This is a genomic window from Tepidimonas ignava, from assembly GCF_004342625.1.
GTDB classification, from domain to species: Bacteria; Pseudomonadota; Gammaproteobacteria; order Burkholderiales; family Burkholderiaceae_C; genus Tepidimonas; species Tepidimonas ignava.
On record NZ_SMAH01000001.1, the window covers coordinates 106,172 to 124,188 of the forward strand.

The following is an 18,017-nucleotide window of genomic DNA, read 5'->3' on the forward strand; positions in this document are numbered from 1 at the left end:
GGCCCACGGTGATCGCAAGCCGCCTCGCCGGGCGGCTTTGTGTTTTGTGTTGGGGGCGTCGTTGGGTTACGCGGCGACCACGCCGGTGCGTCCGACGTAGTCAACCAAGCCGTCCCAGGGCAACGGGCGGGCGAAGTGAAAGCCTTGCACGTCCAGCGGCGCGCGCGGCGTCAGAAATTCGAGCTGCGCCGCGGTCTCCACCCCCTCGACGACGACGCGGGCCTGCAGCGCGGCCGCCAGCTCCAGCACCGCGGTCACGATGCGTTCGCTGGGGCCGCCCGTGCCCACGTGGTCGGTGAAGCGTTTGTCGACCTTGAGCACATCCACCGGCGTGCGCAGCAGGTACGCCAGGCTCGAGTACCCGGTGCCGAAGTCATCGAGCGCCACGTGGCCACCGCCTTCGCGCACGCGCTGCAACCACGCCAGCGTCGAGGGGCTGTCGGCCATCCACACGGATTCGGTGACTTCGATCGTCAGGTGCGGCAGCGCTGCGCGGTGCTCCTCCAGCCAGTCGCGCAGCGTGCTGTCGCCAAACTGCGCCCCCGAGACATTGACCGCCAGCCGGAAACCCGGCCCCCAGCGCTGCGCGGCCTGCAGGGCCAGCCGCGCGCTCTCGCGCAGCACCCACGCGCCGATGCGACGGATCTGGCCGCTGGCTTCGGCCACCGCGATGAACTCCACCGGTGACACCAAGCCCCGGGTCGGGTGGCGCCAGCGCAACAGCACCTCGGCACCACGCACACGCTGCTCGGGCAACGAGACCACCGGCTGAAACAGCAGCTCGAAGGCGCTGTCGGCCAGCGCTTGCTCCAGGCCGGTCTTGATTTCGGCCAGGTGGCGCGCCCGGCTTTCCATCTGCGGCGAGTAAAAGCGCATGCGGTCGCGCCCGCCGTTTTTGGCGGCGTACATCGCGGTGTCGGCCATGCGCAGCAGCTCTTCGGAGGTTTCGCCGTCCGAGGGATAGGCCGCCACGCCGATGCTGGCGCTCAGCCGCAGCACGTTGCCGTGCAGGGTGTAGGGCTGGCGCAGCGCCTGCAGGATGTTGTCGGCCACCCGTTCGACCACCAGCGGCGAGTCGGCCGCGTCCAGCATCACGACGAATTCGTCACCGCCAAAGCGCGCCACGGTGTCGTTGGCTCGCAGGGCGCGGCGAATGCGCCCCGCCGTCTCCACCAACACTTCGTCGCCCAGCTCGTGGCCGTGGATGTCGTTGACCTCCTTGAAGCCATCAAGGTCGATGAACATGACGTACACCGCGCGCAGTTCGCGCTGGGCACGCAGCAGCGCCTGCTCCAGCCGGTCGCGGTACAGGGCGCGGTTGGGCAGCCCGGTGAGCGCGTCGTAGTTGGCCTGGCGGAAGATGGTCTGCTCGCGCGCCTTGGCTTCGTCGATGTTTTCCAGCAGCACCACCACGACGTCGTCCAGTGGCGCGGGGTGGCGCGCCAGCGACACGTGTTGGCGTGCCCAGCGCAGCGTGCCGTCGCGCGCCAGCAGGCGCTGTTCCTGCGCCGCCGGTTGACGGCCGCTCAGCATGGCGCGCCACTGTTGTTGCAGCGTGTCGCGGTCGTCGGGGTGGATCCACTGCTGCCACGGCGTGCCACGCATGTCTTCCGCGGGGCAACCGAGCCGTTGCGCCAGCGCGGGGTTGCATTCCAGCACCGCCCCGTCGGGCGAGCACACCACCATGCCGACGCTGGGGTTGTCCCACACCGCTTGCAGGCGGCTGTGCGCCACCTGTTCGCGGCGCTCCAGCGCCATCAGCTCGGTCACGTCCAGCAGCGACACGGCGATCGGCCGTGCCGCGCCTTCGTCCGCGGGCAGGCGGGCCGCGCGTTCCTGCACGCAGCGCCAGCCCCCGTCCGGGGTGCGCAGCCGGTAGCGCTGGGTCCAGTGGTCGCTGCGCTCGTCGTGCCAGCGCGCCTGCACGCGTCCTTGCTCCTCGGGGTGGATCGATTCCAGCAGCCAGGCCAGGGTGCTGGCGTCGGCCGGCGGCTGCGGCGGCGGCAACCATTCGCCCAACCGCCGCGAGGCGTATTCGATGCGGCCGTGCAGCGCGTCCATCAGCACCACGGCTTCGTGCAAGGCATCGGTCAGCGCCGCCAGGCGCCGCTGCATCTCCAAGCGGGCCTGCTCGGCCTGACGCAGCGCGGTCAAGTCGGTCAGTGCCAGCACGTAGCCGTCACGCTCGTCATGCGTGCGCCACGGCACCAGTTGCAACCAGTGGCGTGTCGCGCCTTGCTCGATACCGCCGCTCCAGGGGCCGGGCAGACCGCGCGCCACGTGCTCGACCAACTCGGCCGGCCAGGCAAAACGCCGAGCGTCGAACGTCCACGCGGTGCCGAGGTGGGTGTCGCGCAGGCCCAGCAAGTCGGCGGCCAATTGGTTGAAGCGCAGCAGCCGGCGCTCGTGGTCCAGCACCAACAGCGCGGTGCCCGCGCTTTCCTGCACCGCGTGCAGCAGCTCGTTGAGTTGCTGCTGTTCGCGCAGCGAACGGTCGAGCTCCTCGTTGAGCGTGCGCAGCTCTTCGTTGGAGGCTTCCAGCTCCTCGTTGGACGCTTCGAGCTCCTCGTTGGCGGCCTCCAATTCCTCGGAGGTGACGCTGAGCTCCTCGTTGAGCTGCTGCAATTGCCGCTGGCTGCGCTCCAGCGCGTCGACCAGGCTTTCCAGCCGTTCCTGCTGCAGCGTTTGTTCGGGGTTGGGCGCGCTGGCGCCGGCTGCCGAGGGCAGTGCCTCGACCGCTTTGGCCACGAAGCTCATGACCACGTAGGGGTCGTGGCCGAGGTCGAAGCGCGCCGCTTCCAGCACCCGCGCAGGCTGGCCAGGCGCGACCGGCAGCGGCACGCGCAGCGAGGCTTCGCTGCCATCCAGCAGCCGATGCATGGCCAACTGCACATCGCGTCGCCAGGCGGCATCGACCAGGTTGGGCATCGTCAGCGCGACGGTGGCCCCGGCCGGCCAACGCATCAGCCCGTCCATCGACCCGACCACGTGCAGCGGGTGGCCATCGCGGTCGAGCAACACGGTGGGCGGCGCGTGGCGCTGCAGCAGGTGTTGCAGCAGCCGCTCACGCAGGTCGGCTTCCAGGTGGTCCACCGGGCGCAACTGGGGCGGCGCCGGGGGCACCGGGGTCGCCTTGGCGGCGGGAAGCCGCGCGCGCATCGCCAGCGGCGGGGCGTGCGCGTCGGGGCGTTTGCGCCACAGGTGCTCCTGGGTCGAGACGGCCGTGAACAGCGTGCGTGTGCGCGCACTCAGCGCCTCCGAGCGGCCCAGCATCAGCAGCCCGTCGGGCAGCAGGGCGTGGTGCAGGCGGCGCAGCACTTCGTCCTTGGCGCTGCCCTTGAGGTAGATGAGCACGTTGCGGCACGCCACCAGGTCCATGCGCAAAAACGGCAAGTCCTGCAGCACGTCGTGGCGTGTGAAGATGCAGCGTCGGCGCAGCTCTTGCTGCAAGCGCAAGGTGTGCCCGATGCGGCTGAAGTAGCGTTCGCGCCACGCGGCGGGCAGGGCGCTGGCGCTGTCTTCGTCGAACAGCCCGCTGCGCGCCTGCTCCAGCGCCGCCGCGTTGACGTCGGTGCCCAGCACCATCCAGTCCAGCGATACGCCCAGCTCACCCAGCAACTCGTCGGTGAGCATGGCCAGCGTGTAGGCCTCTTCGCCACTGGAGCAGCCCACCGACCAAAGGCGCAGCGTTGCGGCGCCGGCCGCGGCGCGGGCACGGATGTGTTCACGCCACGCCACCCGCAGCGCCGCAAAGGCGCTGGGGTTGCGCAACCACTCGGTGACGCCGATCGTGACCGACTGCTGCAGCGCCCGCAGCAGCTCCGGGTTGCGTTCGGCTTCGGCGGCCAGTTGCACCAGGCTGGTGGCGCCATGCTGGCGCATCACGCGCTCGAACTGGCGCCGCAGCGTGGCCTCCTGGTACTGGCCCAACTCCAGCCCGGTGCTCGTGGCGACGCGATGCACCAGGGCCGCCATGGCCTGGCGTTCGTCGGCCATGGCGCTGTCGCTGGGCGCTTGGGGCGTGGCGGGTTGGTCCGCCGCTTGCAACAACGTGCGCAGCCGCCGACCCAGCGCGACCGCGGTGTCCACGTGGTCGGCCAGGCCGCGTTCGATGATGGTTTGGGGCATCGAGGCAAACGGTGCTTCGGCAGGGGATTCGGCCCATACGGCCCCTCCCGCATCGCGCAGCACCCGTGCACCGACGGCGCCGTCCTGACCCGTGCCCGACAACACAATGGCCAACGCGCGGGCGCCGAGCGAGCGCGCAGCGCTGGCAAACAGCCGGTCCAACGACGGTGCCGGGCCTTGCCCAGGCACCGACGCTTGCAGCCGCAGCCGCCGGCCATCGAGTTCCACATGGTGGCCGGACGGGGTGACGTAGATCACGCCACCTCGCAGCTCCACGCCGTCACGCACCGTCTCGACCGGTGTGCTGGTGACCGATTGCAACAACCGCGCCAAGGCGCTGGGCTCGGTGGCGGCGATATGCTGCGCGACGACGCAGCTCAACTGGGGGTCGTGCGGCATCGCCGCCACCAATTCACGCAGCGGCTCCAACCCACCGGCCGATGCGCCGAGCAGGGCCACGAAGCGGGGAGCATGGGTGCGGTTCACAATGGCCGTCCTGTTGCGGCCATTGTAGACCTGTCCCCCGCGCCGCGGCGCACGGAGCGCCTCGCGGCGGTGTCACGCGCGCCGAGGTAGCACGGTGGACGGGTCGTCCATCGCCAGCACGGCCGCGGCACGCACGACATCGCCGACGATGATGACGGCCGGGCTGCCCAGGCGCGAGTTTTGCAGCGTCGACACCAAGCGCTCCAGGGTGGTGACGGCGTGCCGCCGCTGCGGCAGCGTGGCGTGCTGCGCAATCGCCACCGGTGTTGACCCCGGCATCGCCCGCAGCAGCTCGTGCTGGATGTGCGCCGCTTGCGCCACCCCCATGTAAATGATCATGGTCAGACCCGCTTGGCGCGCGCAGGCGCCGAGCGCCGCCCAGTCCAGCGGCGGCTCACCCGCTTGGCGGTGCCCTGTCAGCAGCATCACACCGTGGGCGAGTTGACGATGCGTGGCGGCGATGCCCAACTCGGTGGCCGCCGCCAAACCCGACGTGATGCCATTGACGCAGCGTACGGGGATCCCAGCGGCACGCAGAACCTCGCACTCCTCGCCACCGCGGCCGAACACGAACGGATCGCCTCCTTTGAGTCGAACCACCGTCTCGCCGCGGCGCGCCGCCCTGACCATGAGCCGGTGGATGAACGACTGGGGCGTGCTCTTGCAGCCACCGCGCTTGCCGACACGCACGACGCGTGCTTGGGGGTTAGCGTAAGCGAGCACGGCGTCGTTGACCAAATCGTCGACCAGCAGCAACGTGGCGGCCGCGATGACACGTGCTGCTTTGAGGGTCAACAAATCGGGATCGCCCGGGCCGGCGCCCACGAGGGTTACGGTGCCCGGGGCGGGTGGATCGCCGGGGTCGAGGTGGTGCGTTGGCTGGGTCATGGTCAGGATCCGTAGCGGGGTTGAGGGTGTGTCGCCGCCGCGGGCGCACGGGCATGCCATTGCTGCAGAATGTGCTCCACCTGAAGGGACAGGGGGCGGGGGAGGGGGCGTTGTCCGTCGAGGATGGCGCGAATGTAATCCGCGTTGGCCTCGGGCGTGAGCTTGAGCGGCAGCGGCGGCACCGCGACCACCGGGCCTTCTTCGCCAACCTGCACGACACGCCGCGTGCCGTGCTCGATGATGTCGATCTGGGGGACACGGCGTGGGTCGGCCACCGGTTCCCCCTCACTGCCCCGCAGCAGCATGGCGTGTGCGCCCGCCGCCATCAGGGTGTCCGCGTAGACGGTGGCGTAGTCGGGGTGGGTGTAGCTGACCACCAGCAAGGCGCGGCCCGCACAGGGGTTGATGAGCTTGACCAGGCTGTGGGCGGGGTTGCGCACGCCCAAGGCACGCCGCAGATCCAACAAGCGCTGCAGCGCAGGGCACAGCACGTGGGTCGGGATGTACACACACTGGCCTGGCCCGGGCGCTTGCATGGCCCGGGCTGGCGTGATACCCAGCGCCTCGAAAACCTGGGCACTGCTCACGCGGCCATCGACGTTTTGGCTGCCATGCACCACCACCGGCACCCCCGCGCGTGCCAACAGCAGCGCCAACAGTGGCGTGGCCAGGGGCAGACGGCGCGCGCCGTTGTGGCTGGGCAGCACCACGGTGGTGACGCCGAGGTCGGGCAGCCGCGCCAGACGAGTCTGCACGGCGTCCAGAAAACCCAGCATCTCGTCGCGCGTTTCGCCCTTGATGCGCATGGCGATGGCAAAGGCGCCGAGTTCGACGTCGCTAACACGGCCATCCAGCACCCGGCTCAGCAGATCGTGGGCTTGCTCACGGCTGAGCGCGCGAGCGCCTTTGTGGCCGCGGCCGATCTCCTTGAGGTATGCAGCGATGCTCATGGGCTGGTGTGTCCAAGGCGGGCCATGCAAACGAGTTTCATGCGTCAGGCGACCTGCAAACTGGCTCGCACCAGACGGCGCAGCTCGGGCAGGCAAGAGCCGCACTGGGTGCCGCAGCGGCGCTGCGCCTGCAGCTGGGCCAGACGCTCCTCAGCGCTGCCGTGGCACTGCGCCAGCGTGGCCGCGATGTCGGATTCGGTGACGTTGAGGCAGGTGCAGACCTGACGGCTGCGCGGGGCCAACGCCGTGGGCGGCTTGGCGCTGGGCACCAGCAAAGCGCGCCCATAGGCCTGCGCGGGCAGCTCGTCCTGCAGCAAGGCGCGCACCCAGCGCTCGGCGCGGGTGTCGCCGGCGAGCAAAAAAGCCTCCAAAAGCAGGTCGGGCTGCCCCTCGGCGCGCGGAACCAGGCGCATCGCGCGACGCTGGCCGCGGCGGCGGTCGGCGTAGCGCAGCACGTCGCTCGCGTCCAGGCCCATGATCGCTTCGATGCGTGCCAGCAGCTCGTCGGCCGCGGGCTCGTAGGCCGCGGCACGCAGCTGCACGCCCAGCACACCGCGCTCGTGCGGTTCGCGGCCAAACGGCACGCACGCGGCGTAGGCGAACTGCGGCATCAACGCCCGCAGTGCGGCCAGGGCCCGATGGGCCTGATCGACCGGCAGCCAGGCAGCGGCCAGCAAGGTCCATGGCAGCTCGGCTTTGAGCACCTTGACCGCGGTGTGCTTGAGCTCGGGCTGTTTGGAGGTGGGGCAAAAGGTCGGCAGCGTCAGCGCATTGACGCCAGCCAGCCGCTCGCCGCTGCTGCTGGCGCCGCTGAGGTACTCCTCCCCCCAATGCATGGCCATGAAGGCTTGGCAGGGGCCGACTTGCTCGCTGCCTTGCGCCGGCAACACGATGGAGCCGCGCCGCGAGGTGAGGTGCACGAGGTCGCCATCGTGCAGCCCCAGCCGGGCCATGTCCTGCGGATGCAGTTGCACCGCTGGCTCGCTGACATGGCCAAACAGCCGCCCCAGCAGGCCGGTGCGGCTCATGCCATGCCAGTGGTCGCGCAAGCGGCCGGTGATCAGGCTGAAGGGGTAGCGGGCGTCGCGCGGCTCGGCCACCGGGACGAAGTCCACGTCGGCAAAACGGGCGCGTCCGCTGGCGGTGGCAAAGCGGCCGTCCGAGTACAGGCGCGCGCGCGGGCTTTGGCCCTCCGGACAGGGCCACTGGTGTGGCGCCTCTTCCAGCCGCGCGTAGCTCAGGCCGGTGATGTCCAGGTCGCGCCCGCGGGTGGATTCGCGGTGCTCGTTCCAAATGGCCTCGGGGCTGTCGTAGGCGAAGAGCGTTGCACGACCGTTGAGGCGCTGCGGCCAGCGCGCTTCGAGCCGGCGCGCCACGTCGACGACGATGCGCCAGTCCGGGCGGGCCTGACCGGGGGCGGGGACGGCCGCGCGCACGCGGCTGATGCGCCGCTCGCTGTTGGTGACGGTGCCTTCCTTTTCGCCCCAGGTGCTGGCCGGCAGCAGCATGTCGGCGTAGGCGCAGGTGGCCGTGGTGGCAAAGGCTTCTTGCACCACGACGAATTCGCAGCGTTGCAGCGCGCGGCGCACGCGGGCTTGGTCGGGCATCGATTGCGCCGGGTTGGTGCAGGCGATCCACAGCGCCTTGATCTCGCCGCGGGCGGCGGCTTCGAACATCTCGACGGCCGTCTTGCCCGGCGTGGCGGAAACTTCGGCCACGCCCCACAGGCGCGCCACTTCGGCACGGTGTTCGGGGTTGGCCAGGTCGCGGTGCGCCGACAGCAGGTTGGCCATGCCGCCGACCTCGCGTCCGCCCATGGCGTTGGGCTGCCCGGTCAGCGAAAATGGCCCCGCGCCTGGGCGGCCGATCTGGCCCGTGGCCAGGTGCAGGTTGATGAGGGCGGCGTTTTTCGCGGTGCCGTTGCGGCTTTGGTTGAGGCCTTGGCAGTACAGCGACAGCGTGGCGCGCGATTGCCCGAACCAGCGCGCCGCCTGGACCAGCGCGGCGGCGTCGATGCCACACAGTTGCGCGGCGTGGGCGGGAGGAAAGTCCAGCACGCGCTGGCGCAGCGCGTCAAAGCCCTCGGTGTGCGCGGCGATGTAGGCCGGGTCGATCAGCTGCTCCCAAATCAGCACGTGCAGCATGCCGTGAAAGAGGGCGACGTCGGTGCCGGGCTGGAGCGGCAGGTACAGATCGGCCAGCTCGGCGGTTTCGGTGCGCCGCGGGTCGGCCACGATGAGGCGCAGCCGGGGGTTGGCGCGTTTGGCGTCTTCCAGGCGCCGAAACAGGATCGGGTGGGCCCAGGCAGGGTTGGCGCCCACGATGAAGATCACCTCGGCATGGTCGATGTCCTCGTAGCACGCCGGCGGCGCGTCGGCGCCCAAGGTGAGCTTGTAGCCGGCCACGGCGCTGCTCATGCACAGGCGCGAGTTGGTGTCGATGTTGTTGGTGCCGATGAGCCCCTTGGCCAGTTTGTTGAAGACGTAATAGTCCTCGGTGAGCAACTGGCCGGAGATGTAAAAGCCCACCGCATCGGGGCCGTGGCGGTCGACGATCTCGCCCAGCCGTTGGGCGACCTCGTCCAAGGCGCTGTCCCATTCTATCGGCTGCGGAGGGTGCCCGCGCTGCGGCCTGCGCATCGGCTGCAGCAGCCGGGTCTGCCGCGCCAGCGTTTCGGTGGCGGTCAGGTGCAAGGTGCTGCCCTTGGTGCATAGCCGGCCGAAGTTGGCTGGGTGGTCGGGGTCGCCGCGCACGCCGATGATCTGCGCCCCGCGGGACTCGATGATCACGCCGCAACCCACGCCGCAGTAAGGGCAGGTCGAGCGCGTCAGCTGCACGGGTGCGGTGGTCATGCCGTTGCCTTGGCGTGGTCCACGGCCACGGTGTCGAGCTCGTGTTGGTCGAGGAAGACCTGACCGGCGTCGACCTTGACCGCAAAGCGCGGCGTGCAGCCCTCGTCGGGCGCCTTGGCGCAGCCGTCGTCCAAGCCAATGGTCCAGTTGTGCAGCGGGCAGGCCACGCTGGTGCCAAACACGATGCCCTGGCTGAGCGGACCGCCCTTGTGGGGACAGCGGTCCAGCAGGGCGAAGACCTGGTCGTCGGCGTTGCGGAAGACGGCCACGGCCTCACCGTGGCGGCGCAGCACGCGGCGCGCGCCCAGCACGGGGATGTCCTCGACGCGGCAGATGGGTTTCCACTGGTTCATGGGGGCTCCTGGACTCAGACGCTCAGCACTTCGAATTGACGGGTGTCGACGCGGGCTTTGTCGAACTCGAACCAAGGGTCGGGTTCGCCGTCGAGGGCGAACTGCAGCCGCTCCCACAGGGCGCGGCGGCCTTGCGGGTCGTCCAGCACCCGCTTTTTGACGTAGTCCAAGCCGACCCGGGCCACGTAGTGGCAGGTGCGCTCCAGGTACCAGCCTTCTTCGCGGTACAGCTGCAAAAACGCCCCGGCGTACTCCAGCACCTCTTGCGCAGTGCGCACCTTGACCAGGAACTGGGCGACTTCGGTTTTGATGCCGCCGTTGCCGGCCACATAGATCTCCCAGCCGGAGTCCACGCCGATGACGCCCACGTCCTTGATGCCCGCCTCGGCGCAGTTGCGCGGGCAGCCGCTGACGGCGAGCTTGACCTTGTGCGGGGCGTACATGCGCCACAGTGCACGCTCCAAGTCTTTGCCCATTTGGGTGCTGTCTTGCGTGCCAAAGCGGCACCATTCGCTGCCAACGCAGGTTTTGACGGTGCGCAGCGCCTTGGCGTAAGCGTGTCCCGAGGGCATGCCCAGGTCGCGCCACACCTTGGGCAGGTCTTCCTTTTTCACGCCCAGCAGGTCGATGCGCTGGCCGCCGGTCACCTTGACGGTGGGGATCTTGTACTTGTCCACCACATCGGCGATGCGGCGCAGCTCTGCGGCGCTGGTCTCGCCGCCCCACATGCGCGGCACCACCGAATACGTGCCGTCTTTTTGGATGTTGGCGTGGCTGCGCTCGTTGATGAAGCGCGACTGCGGGTCGTCTTGCGCTTCTTTGGGCCAGGTCGAGATCAGGTAGTAGTTGAGGGCGGGCCGGCAGGTGGCGCAGCCGTTGGGCGTGCGCCAATTCAGGTGGCGCATCACGGCAGCGATGGTCAGCAGCTTGCTGCCGTCCGGCAGCGGTGTGCGGATGGCTTGGCGCACCTCGTCGTGGCTGAGATCCGTGCAGCCGCACAGGGCCTTTTTCTTCGGCGTGGCTGAGTAATCTCCCCCGGCGGTGAACATCAGCAGTTGCTCCACCAAGCCGGTGCATGAGCCGCACGAGGCACTGGCCTTGGTGTGCTTGCGCACTTCTTCCAGCGTGAACAAGCCTTTTTCTTGGATGGCTTTGCAGATCGTGCCTTTGGTCACCCCATTGCAGCCGCAGACCTCGTCGTCATCGGCCATGGCGGCGGCTTTGTTGTGGCCCTCGTGGCCGGTGTCGCCGATGTTGGATTCGCCAAACATCAGCCGGTCGCGGATGTCGCGGATCGGGCGTCCTTCGCGCATCAGCTTGAAGTACCAGGCCCCATCGACCGTGTCGCCGTACAGGCACGCGCCCACGAGCTTGTCGTCTTTGATCACCAGTTTTTTGTACACCCCGGCGTAGGGGGCGCTCAGCACAATGTCCTCGGTGCCTTCGCCGCCCATGAAGTCACCCGCCGAAAACAGGTCGATGCCGGTGACCTTGAGCTTGGTGGACACTTGCGAGCCCAGGTAGCGGCCGATGCCGAATTCGGCCAGGTGCGTGGCCAGCACCCTGGCTTGCTCGAACAACGGGGCCACCAAACCGTAAGTCACGCCGCGGTGCTCGGCGCATTCGCCGACGGCGTAAATGCGCGGGTCGGTGACGGTTTGCATCGTGTCGGTCACGACGACGCCACGTTGGCAATACAACCCCATGCTGCATGCCAGCTCGATGTTGGGGCGTATGCCAGCGGCCATGACCACGAGGTCGGCCGGGATTTCCGTGCCGTCTTTGAACTGCACGGCCATGACGCGACCGTCTGGGCCGCCGATCAACGCCTGGGTTTGCGCACCGATCAGGAACTTCAGTCCCCGCTCCTGCAGCGACTTTTGCAGCATCTTGCCGGCCACCTCGTCGAGCTGGCGCTCCATCAGCCACGGCGCGATGTGCACCACGGTGACCTGCATGCCACGCAACATCAAGCCGTTGGCCGCCTCCAACCCCAGCAAGCCCCCACCAATGACGACGGCGTGCTTGTACTTGGCCGCCGCCTCGATCATGGCGTTGGTGTCAGCGATGTCACGGTAGGTGATCACGCCGTCCAGCTCGCGGCCCGGCACCGGCACGATGAAGGGGTTGGAGCCGGTGGCCAGCAGCAAGCGGTCGTAGGTGGCTTCGGTGCCATCGGCCGCGCGCACGATGCGGCGGCTGCGGTCGACCTCCACCACTTTCTTGCCCAGGTGCAAGGTGATGCCGTGGTCTTCGTACCACGACACGGGGTTGAGGATGATCTCCTCCAACGTCTGCTCGCCGGCCAGCACGGGCGACAGGGCGATGCGGTTGTAGTTCGGGTACGGTTCGGCACCAAAGACCGTGATGTCGTACAGATCGGGAGCGATTCTGAGCAACTCCTCCAAGGTGCGGACACCGGCCATGCCGTTGCCGACCAGCACAAGACGCTTGCGGGAGGGGCAGTGCGCGCGCATGTCCATGGGGCGATGCTCCTTTAGGCCACTTTTTCCACGTGACGTTGGCGGGTGTAGAGAAAATCGATGACGGCTTTGCGGCAGCGCACGTACGTGTTGTCCTCCGCCAGGCGTAGCCGATCGCGCGGCCGGGGCAGCGGCACCTCAAGCACCTCACCGACGGTGGCCGCTGGGCCGTTGGTCATCATGACGATGCGGTCGGCCAACAACACGGCTTCGTCCACGTCGTGCGTGACCATCACCACCGTGCTGTGCGTGCGTGCCACGATGTCGAGCAACTCGTCTTGCAGCTTGGCGCGGGTCAGCGCGTCCAAGGCGCCAAACGGCTCGTCCATCAGCAGCACTTTGGGCTCCATCGCCAGGGCGCGGGCAATGCCCACCCGCTGCTTCATGCCACCCGAAATTTCCCCCGGGCGCTTGTGGGCGGCGTGCGCCAGGCCCACCAGCTCCAGCGCGGCGCTGGTGCGTTCGCGTAAGCGGGCCTTGGGCTCGTTGGCGCCAAAGACGCGCTCCACCGCCAGGTACACGTTGTCAAAGCACGTCAGCCAGGGCAGCAGCGAGTGGTTTTGAAACACCACGGCGCGCTCCGGGCCCGGGCCGGTGATTTCCCGCCCGGCGCACAGCAGCACCCCCGCCCTGGGGCGGGTCAACCCGGCGATCAAGTTGAGCAGTGTGGACTTGCCGCAACCCGAATGCCCGATGAGCGCCACAAATTCGCCTTTGGCAATCGTCAGGTGGATGTCGCGCAGCGCCACGAACGCGCCTTTGGGGGTGCTGAACGTCTGCCCCACACCTTCGATTTGTATGTATTTGCTGTCGTTCATGGTTTGACCTCGTCGTAGGTGAAGGCGGTGGCGATTTTGATCAGCGCCAGCTCCAGCAGCAACCCAACGGTACCGATGACAACGATGGCCACGATGATGTGGTTGACGTTCAGGTTGTTCCATTCGTCCCACACCCAAAAGCCAATACCCACGCCACCGGTCAACATTTCGGCTGCCACGATCACCAACCAGGCGGTACCGACGGCCAAGCGCACACCGGTCAGCATGTAGGGCAGTACGGCCGGCATCAAAATGCGGGTGATGATTTTCCATTCGCTCAGGTCGAGCACCCGTGCCACGTTGAGATAGTCCTGGGGCACACGTTGCACGCCGACTGCGGTGTTGATGATCATCGGCCAAATGGAGCAAATAAAAATCGTCCAGATGGCGGCGGGGTTGGCTGCCTTGAAAGCGAGCAACCCCAACGGAAGCCAGGCCAGTGGCGACACCGGGCGCAGCAAGCTGATGATGGGGCTGAACATGCTGCCCAGGAATCGGAAACGCCCGATCAAAAAGCCCAGCGGAATGCCCACCAAGGCCGCCAGACCAAACCCCAGCGCGACCCGCTGCAACGACATCAACACGTTCCAGCCGATGCCCTGGTCGTTGGGCCCGTTGCGGTAAAACGGATCAGAAAAGAGCTCGACGGCGGCATCGAAGGTGGCTGCCGGCGTGGGAAAGGAGCCACCAGGCTGCGTCAGCAGCGCCCAAACGCCCACCAGCAAGGCGATGCCCGCGCACGACGCGACAATGCGCGCCAGCGCACCGTTCGGGTTCGGACGCCGCGGCGGTGGCGCGCTGCGGGGCGCCGCGCGGGGCACCGGCACGCTTGGGTCGGGTGCCGCTGGGTTGGGGGTCGAGCGGCTGTGCTCGGATGAGGCCGTGTCGTGCCACGGACCGTGAAAAACGGCGCTGACCATGCGGATTCTCCTGTGGGCTCAGGCTTTGGCTCGGATGGCAAAGCTGTCGGCGTACTGGGCAGGGTTTTTGCCATCCCAGACCACACCGTCGATCAATTTGCTGCTGCGCATCGGGTCTTTGGGGACACTGATGCCCAGCGCGCCGGCTACGCTTTTGTACAGCTCGATCTGGTTGATTTGTTTGGCAATGCCCAGGTAGTCGGGGTGATCTTTGATCAAACCCCAACGTTTATGCTGGGTCAGGAACCACATGCCGTCGGACAGGTACGGGAAATTGACCTTGCCATCGTTGAAGAATTTCATGTGGTTGGGGTCGTCCCAGGTTTTGCCCAAGCCGTTTTGGTAGCGCCCCAAGATGCGCTGGTTGATCGCGTCGACGCTGGTGTTGATATAGGACTTTTGTGCCACCACTTCGGCCATTTTGAGCTTGTTTTGCAGCCCGGCATCGATCCAGCGGCTGGCTTCCAGCACCGCCATCATCACCGCGCGGGTGGTGTTGGGGTATTTTTTGACGAACTCGGCGGTCGTGCCCAAGACCTTTTCAGGGTGGTCCCGCCAAATGTCCTGGGTGGTGTTGGCGGTGATGCCGATGCCGTCCATGATGGCGCGGTGGTTCCACGGTTCACCCACACAAAAGCCATCCATGTTGCCCACCCGCATGTTGGCCACCATTTGCGGCGGCGGTACGGTGATCAGCTTGGCATCGGTGAGCGGGTTGATGCCAAACGAAGCCAACCAGTAATGTATCCACATGGCATGGGTACCGGTGGGGAAGGTGCCGGCAAACGTGTACTCGCGCTTGTTGGCGCGCATGTGTTTGGCCAGCGATGGGCCATCGGTCACGCCTTGGTTGGCCAGGGCCTTGCTCAACGTGATGGCCTGGCCGTTGTGGTTGAGTCCCATCAGGACGGCCATGTCTTTTTTGGGGCCAGCGGTGCCCATGTGCACGCCGTACACCAGGCCGTACAGCACGTGGGCCATGTCCAACTCGCCATTGACGAGTTTGTCGCGCACGCCGGCCCAACTCGCTTCTTTGGTGGGAATGATCGTGACGCCGTACTTTTTGTCGAAACCGAGCACGTTGGCCATCACGACACTGGCGCAGTCGGTCAGGGGGATGAAGCCGATCTTGACTTCGGTTTTTTCTGGCGCGTCGGAGCCTGCGGCCCACACGCCGTGGTGGCCCAGGCATGCAAACAAGGCAGCCCCCGTTTGCCCGAGCCATTGGCGGCGGTTGGGGCCCGCAGCCTGCGGCGCTGCCGCCGGGGCGGCGCCGTTGTTGGTGACGTTGGCATCATCAATGTGGGTCATGGCGTAGGCTCCAGGAAGGGTGTCGCAACAAAAAACGGCGTCATTGCCCGTGCGCGCCGAGGCGCTGCCGGTGCAAGGACGCCGTTGTCCAGAATGCCCCCTCGTCGGGGCGCAGCGAGGTCGCCGTTGACCTGTGCTTGCTCAAGCTCAAGCAAATGGCGTGCCAGCCTTGCAGCCTAGGCGCGCGGGCGTCGTCGCCTCTTGCCTTGCTCCGCGTTGGTGCGCCGCGCTCAACGGTGGTGGCTGCGTGGCGCTGGGGTGCACTGCAGCAGTGCACCGTCGAGCACATCCGGCAGCGCCACGGCGGTGGCGAGGATGGACTGGGCGACGTCGACCATGCGCTTGCCTTGGTTCATGGCCAGCTGACGCAGTGTGCGGTGCGCTTGCTCTTCGCTGAGGCGTCGGTGAGCCATCAGCAACCCTTTGGCGCGCTCGATCACTTTGCGGTCTTGCAAGCTGGCGCGCACGGCGTCGAGCTCGGTGCTGAGGCGCTGCAGGCGTTGTTGTTGCTCGTGCAGCAAGCCGGGCAGCGAGCGGCGCGGGTAGCGCGCCACGGTGTCGGTGCCGGGCCAGTCGGCATCCGGGGGTTGTGAGGTCAGGCAGGCCAAGTCCTCGTCGGGGTCGTTGTCCAGGCCTGATGGCGGCAGGGCCTCGAGCTGGCGCAGCGCCGCCTCGGCCAGGGCACGCTTGTCGCGGCACAGGCGCTGCAGCGCTTCGCACAGCGCTTGCTCGACGTTGCGCAGTTGGTCGATGCGCCGACTGCACACGTCGAACCATACGGGACCGAGTTCGCTGGGGGTCGTTTGGCCAGGTGTGGACGTGCACAGGATGCGGCGCAGACGTTCGTGTTCAGCGCTGTCCAGAGCGTTCAGCGGCCACGCGCCGCAGCGGTGCAAGTCGTCCGCAGCGTGCGTTTCGACCAAATCGAAACAGCATTGCTGCGCGTCCATCAGGTGCAGCAACCGCCGCTGCAAGGCGGCGTCGAGGCGCTGGGCTGCCAGCATGGCCGTGCCAATCGCGCGCTCTTGCCCCAGGTATTCCTTGCCTTGCATTAGGTTGAACAGCGCAACCAGCCAGCGGGTGATGTCGGGATCGGTGGCGGTGTCGGCCGCCTCGAACACCCAATCCAACAACACCGCCACCAGTTGGGTGTAGGCGCTGGTGCTGTGGGCGCTGTCCCACAGCCGCTGATCAATGCGCCGCCGCAACGCCGCCAGCGCCCCCAGCCCTTGCAGCGCACGCGCGGCCTGGCTGTACAGGCGCGCGCCTTGCAGGGCGCGCAGCCGCTGGCCACGCAGCGCCTCGACGTGCGTGTACAGGTGTTGGATGGCGCGGTCGCTGACCTGACGTTGCTGCTGCAATTCGGTCTGGCCGCGTCGTCCGCCGGAGCCGAGGTACAGGTTGCTGAGGCCCCGCTCGCGTTGCAGGGCGTGGATGACCTGAGCGATGACATCGACCCATTGGCTGGTGCGTTCGAGCTGCTCCAGTTCGGCCATTTCACACTGCCGCGCCGCGATCAACAACTGCAACGCATCGGGGGTGGTCATGGTGGTCGGTCTCCTGGTGGTCCGGCACGGGTGCGCGCAAAATCCATGCCAGCCGCATCGCAGGGTTGTGGCACGTCATCGGAGGACGCGACTACACTCGGGCCCCATGTTGATCTTGGGCATCGAATCCTCCTGTGACGAAACCGGCGTGGCGGTGGTGGACGCGGCGGCGCAAGGCGTGCCGCGGCTGCGTGGGGCGGCGTTGCACAGCCAAGTGGCCATGCACGAACAGTACGGTGGCGTGGTGCCCGAGCTGGCCAGCCGTGACCACATCCGCCGCGTCCTGCCGCTGGCCGAGCGTGCGCTGACCGAGGCCGGGGTGGCCTTGCACGATGTGGAGGCGGTGGCCTACACGCGCGGCCCCGGGCTTGCCGGCGCGCTGCTGGTGGGCGCGGGCGTGGCGTGCGCGCTGGCGGCGGCCTTGGAGGTGCCGGCGGTGGGGGTGCATCACCTGGAAGGGCACTTGCTGTCGCCGTTTCTGAGTGCCGACCCGCCGCACTTTCCGTTCGTGGCGCTGCTGGTGTCCGGCGGGCACACGCAGTTGATGCGGGTGGACGGCGTGGGGCGCTACACGCTGCTGGGGGAAACCATCGACGACGCCGCCGGCGAGGCGTTTGACAAGTCGGCCAAGCTGCTGGGGCTGGGCTACCCCGGGGGGCCCGCGTTGGCGCGGCTGGCCGAGCAGGGCGACCCCGAGGCGTTTGCCCTGCCCAGGCCGCTGCTGCACAGCGGGGACCTGGATTTTTCGTTCGCCGGCCTCAAAACCGCGGTCTTGACCCAGGTGCGCAAGCTGGGTGACGCGCTGCCCGAGCGGCGGGCCGACCTGGCCGCGGCCACCCAGGCGGCGATCGTGGATGTGTTGGTGCACAAAGCGTTGGCGGCGCTGCGCCGCACCGGGTTGCAGCGGCTGGTGGTGGCCGGCGGCGTGGGCGCCAACCAGCGGCTGCGTGCGCAACTGGGGGCGGCGGTGCGGCGCATTGGGGCGCGTGTGCACTACCCGGAGCCACACCTGTGCACCGACAACGGGGCCATGATCGCCTTGGCCGCGGCGCTGCGCTGGCAAGCCGGGCTGTGGCCGGACGATGGGCGCAGCTACCGCTTCGATGTGCGACCGCGCTGGCCGCTGCAGGAGCTGGGTCACGCGGTGACCTGACAGCGCGCCGCGGCGCATCGGCGCGGGCGGGCGCCCGGTGGCGACGGTCGGCCCGGCGTGGACTTGGTAATTATGAATTATCAAGGCCGGTTTCCCGCTACAATGCGGCCCCACGTTTTTCCACTGGC

The 18,017-nt window shown here is 67.9% G+C and carries 11 protein-coding genes; 1 reads left to right on the forward strand and 10 read right to left on the reverse strand.

The window, feature by feature from the left end; all coding sequences use genetic code 11:
• Positions 1 to 66: 66 nt before the first annotated feature.
• From EDC36_RS00560 to EDC36_RS00605, 10 genes are all read right to left on the reverse strand, one after another.
• The gene (locus tag EDC36_RS00560; RefSeq protein ID WP_132961307.1) at positions 67 to 4,614 is read right to left on the reverse strand and encodes an EAL domain-containing protein; all 4,548 of its coding nucleotides are present in this window, start codon (positions 4,612 to 4,614) and stop codon (positions 67 to 69) included.
• A gap of 72 nt (positions 4,615 to 4,686) precedes the next feature.
• Positions 4,687 to 5,502: a uroporphyrinogen-III C-methyltransferase gene (gene cobA / locus EDC36_RS00565; RefSeq protein WP_132961308.1), complete on the reverse strand. Its 816-nt coding sequence runs from the start codon at positions 5,500 to 5,502 to the stop codon at positions 4,687 to 4,689.
• A gap of 2 nt (positions 5,503 to 5,504) precedes the next feature.
• The gene (ybiB, locus tag EDC36_RS00570; protein ID WP_132961309.1) at positions 5,505 to 6,452 is read right to left on the reverse strand and encodes a DNA-binding protein YbiB; all 948 of its coding nucleotides are present in this window, start codon (positions 6,450 to 6,452) and stop codon (positions 5,505 to 5,507) included.
• 44 nt (positions 6,453 to 6,496) lie between these two features.
• Entirely contained in the window at positions 6,497 to 9,289 is a 2,793-nt protein-coding gene (locus tag EDC36_RS00575; protein ID WP_132961466.1) for a nitrate reductase, read from the reverse strand.
• An 11-nt stretch (positions 9,290 to 9,300) separates the two neighbouring features.
• Entirely contained in the window at positions 9,301 to 9,657 is a 357-nt protein-coding gene (gene nirD, locus EDC36_RS00580) for a nitrite reductase small subunit NirD (protein WP_132961310.1), read from the reverse strand.
• Positions 9,658 to 9,671: 14 nt separating this feature from the next.
• The gene (nirB, locus tag EDC36_RS00585; protein WP_279388320.1) at positions 9,672 to 12,140 is read right to left on the reverse strand and encodes a nitrite reductase large subunit NirB; all 2,469 of its coding nucleotides are present in this window, start codon (positions 12,138 to 12,140) and stop codon (positions 9,672 to 9,674) included.
• Between the two features lie 14 nt (positions 12,141 to 12,154).
• On the reverse strand, positions 12,155 to 12,958 hold the full coding sequence (locus tag EDC36_RS00590) for an ABC transporter ATP-binding protein (RefSeq protein ID WP_132961311.1): 804 nt from the start codon (positions 12,956 to 12,958) through the stop codon (positions 12,155 to 12,157).
• Positions 12,955 to 13,878, reverse strand: a complete 924-nt coding sequence (ntrB, locus tag EDC36_RS00595) for a nitrate ABC transporter permease (RefSeq protein ID WP_132961312.1) — start codon at positions 13,876 to 13,878, stop codon at positions 12,955 to 12,957. The genes EDC36_RS00590 and ntrB overlap by 4 nt, the downstream gene beginning before the upstream one ends.
• An 18-nt stretch (positions 13,879 to 13,896) precedes the next feature.
• On the reverse strand, positions 13,897 to 15,189 hold the full coding sequence (locus EDC36_RS00600) for a CmpA/NrtA family ABC transporter substrate-binding protein (protein ID WP_132961313.1): 1,293 nt from the start codon (positions 15,187 to 15,189) through the stop codon (positions 13,897 to 13,899).
• Between the two features lie 230 nt (positions 15,190 to 15,419).
• Positions 15,420 to 16,736 (reverse strand): nitrate regulatory protein, encoded by a 1,317-nt coding sequence (locus tag EDC36_RS00605; RefSeq protein ID WP_132961314.1) that lies wholly within the window; start codon positions 16,734 to 16,736, stop codon positions 15,420 to 15,422.
• Between the two features lie 106 nt (positions 16,737 to 16,842).
• Between EDC36_RS00605 and tsaD the strand changes: the two genes are divergently transcribed.
• Entirely contained in the window at positions 16,843 to 17,889 is a 1,047-nt protein-coding gene (gene tsaD / locus EDC36_RS00610; protein ID WP_132961315.1) for a tRNA (adenosine(37)-N6)-threonylcarbamoyltransferase complex transferase subunit TsaD, read from the forward strand.
• Positions 17,890 to 18,017: the final 128 nt, after the last annotated feature.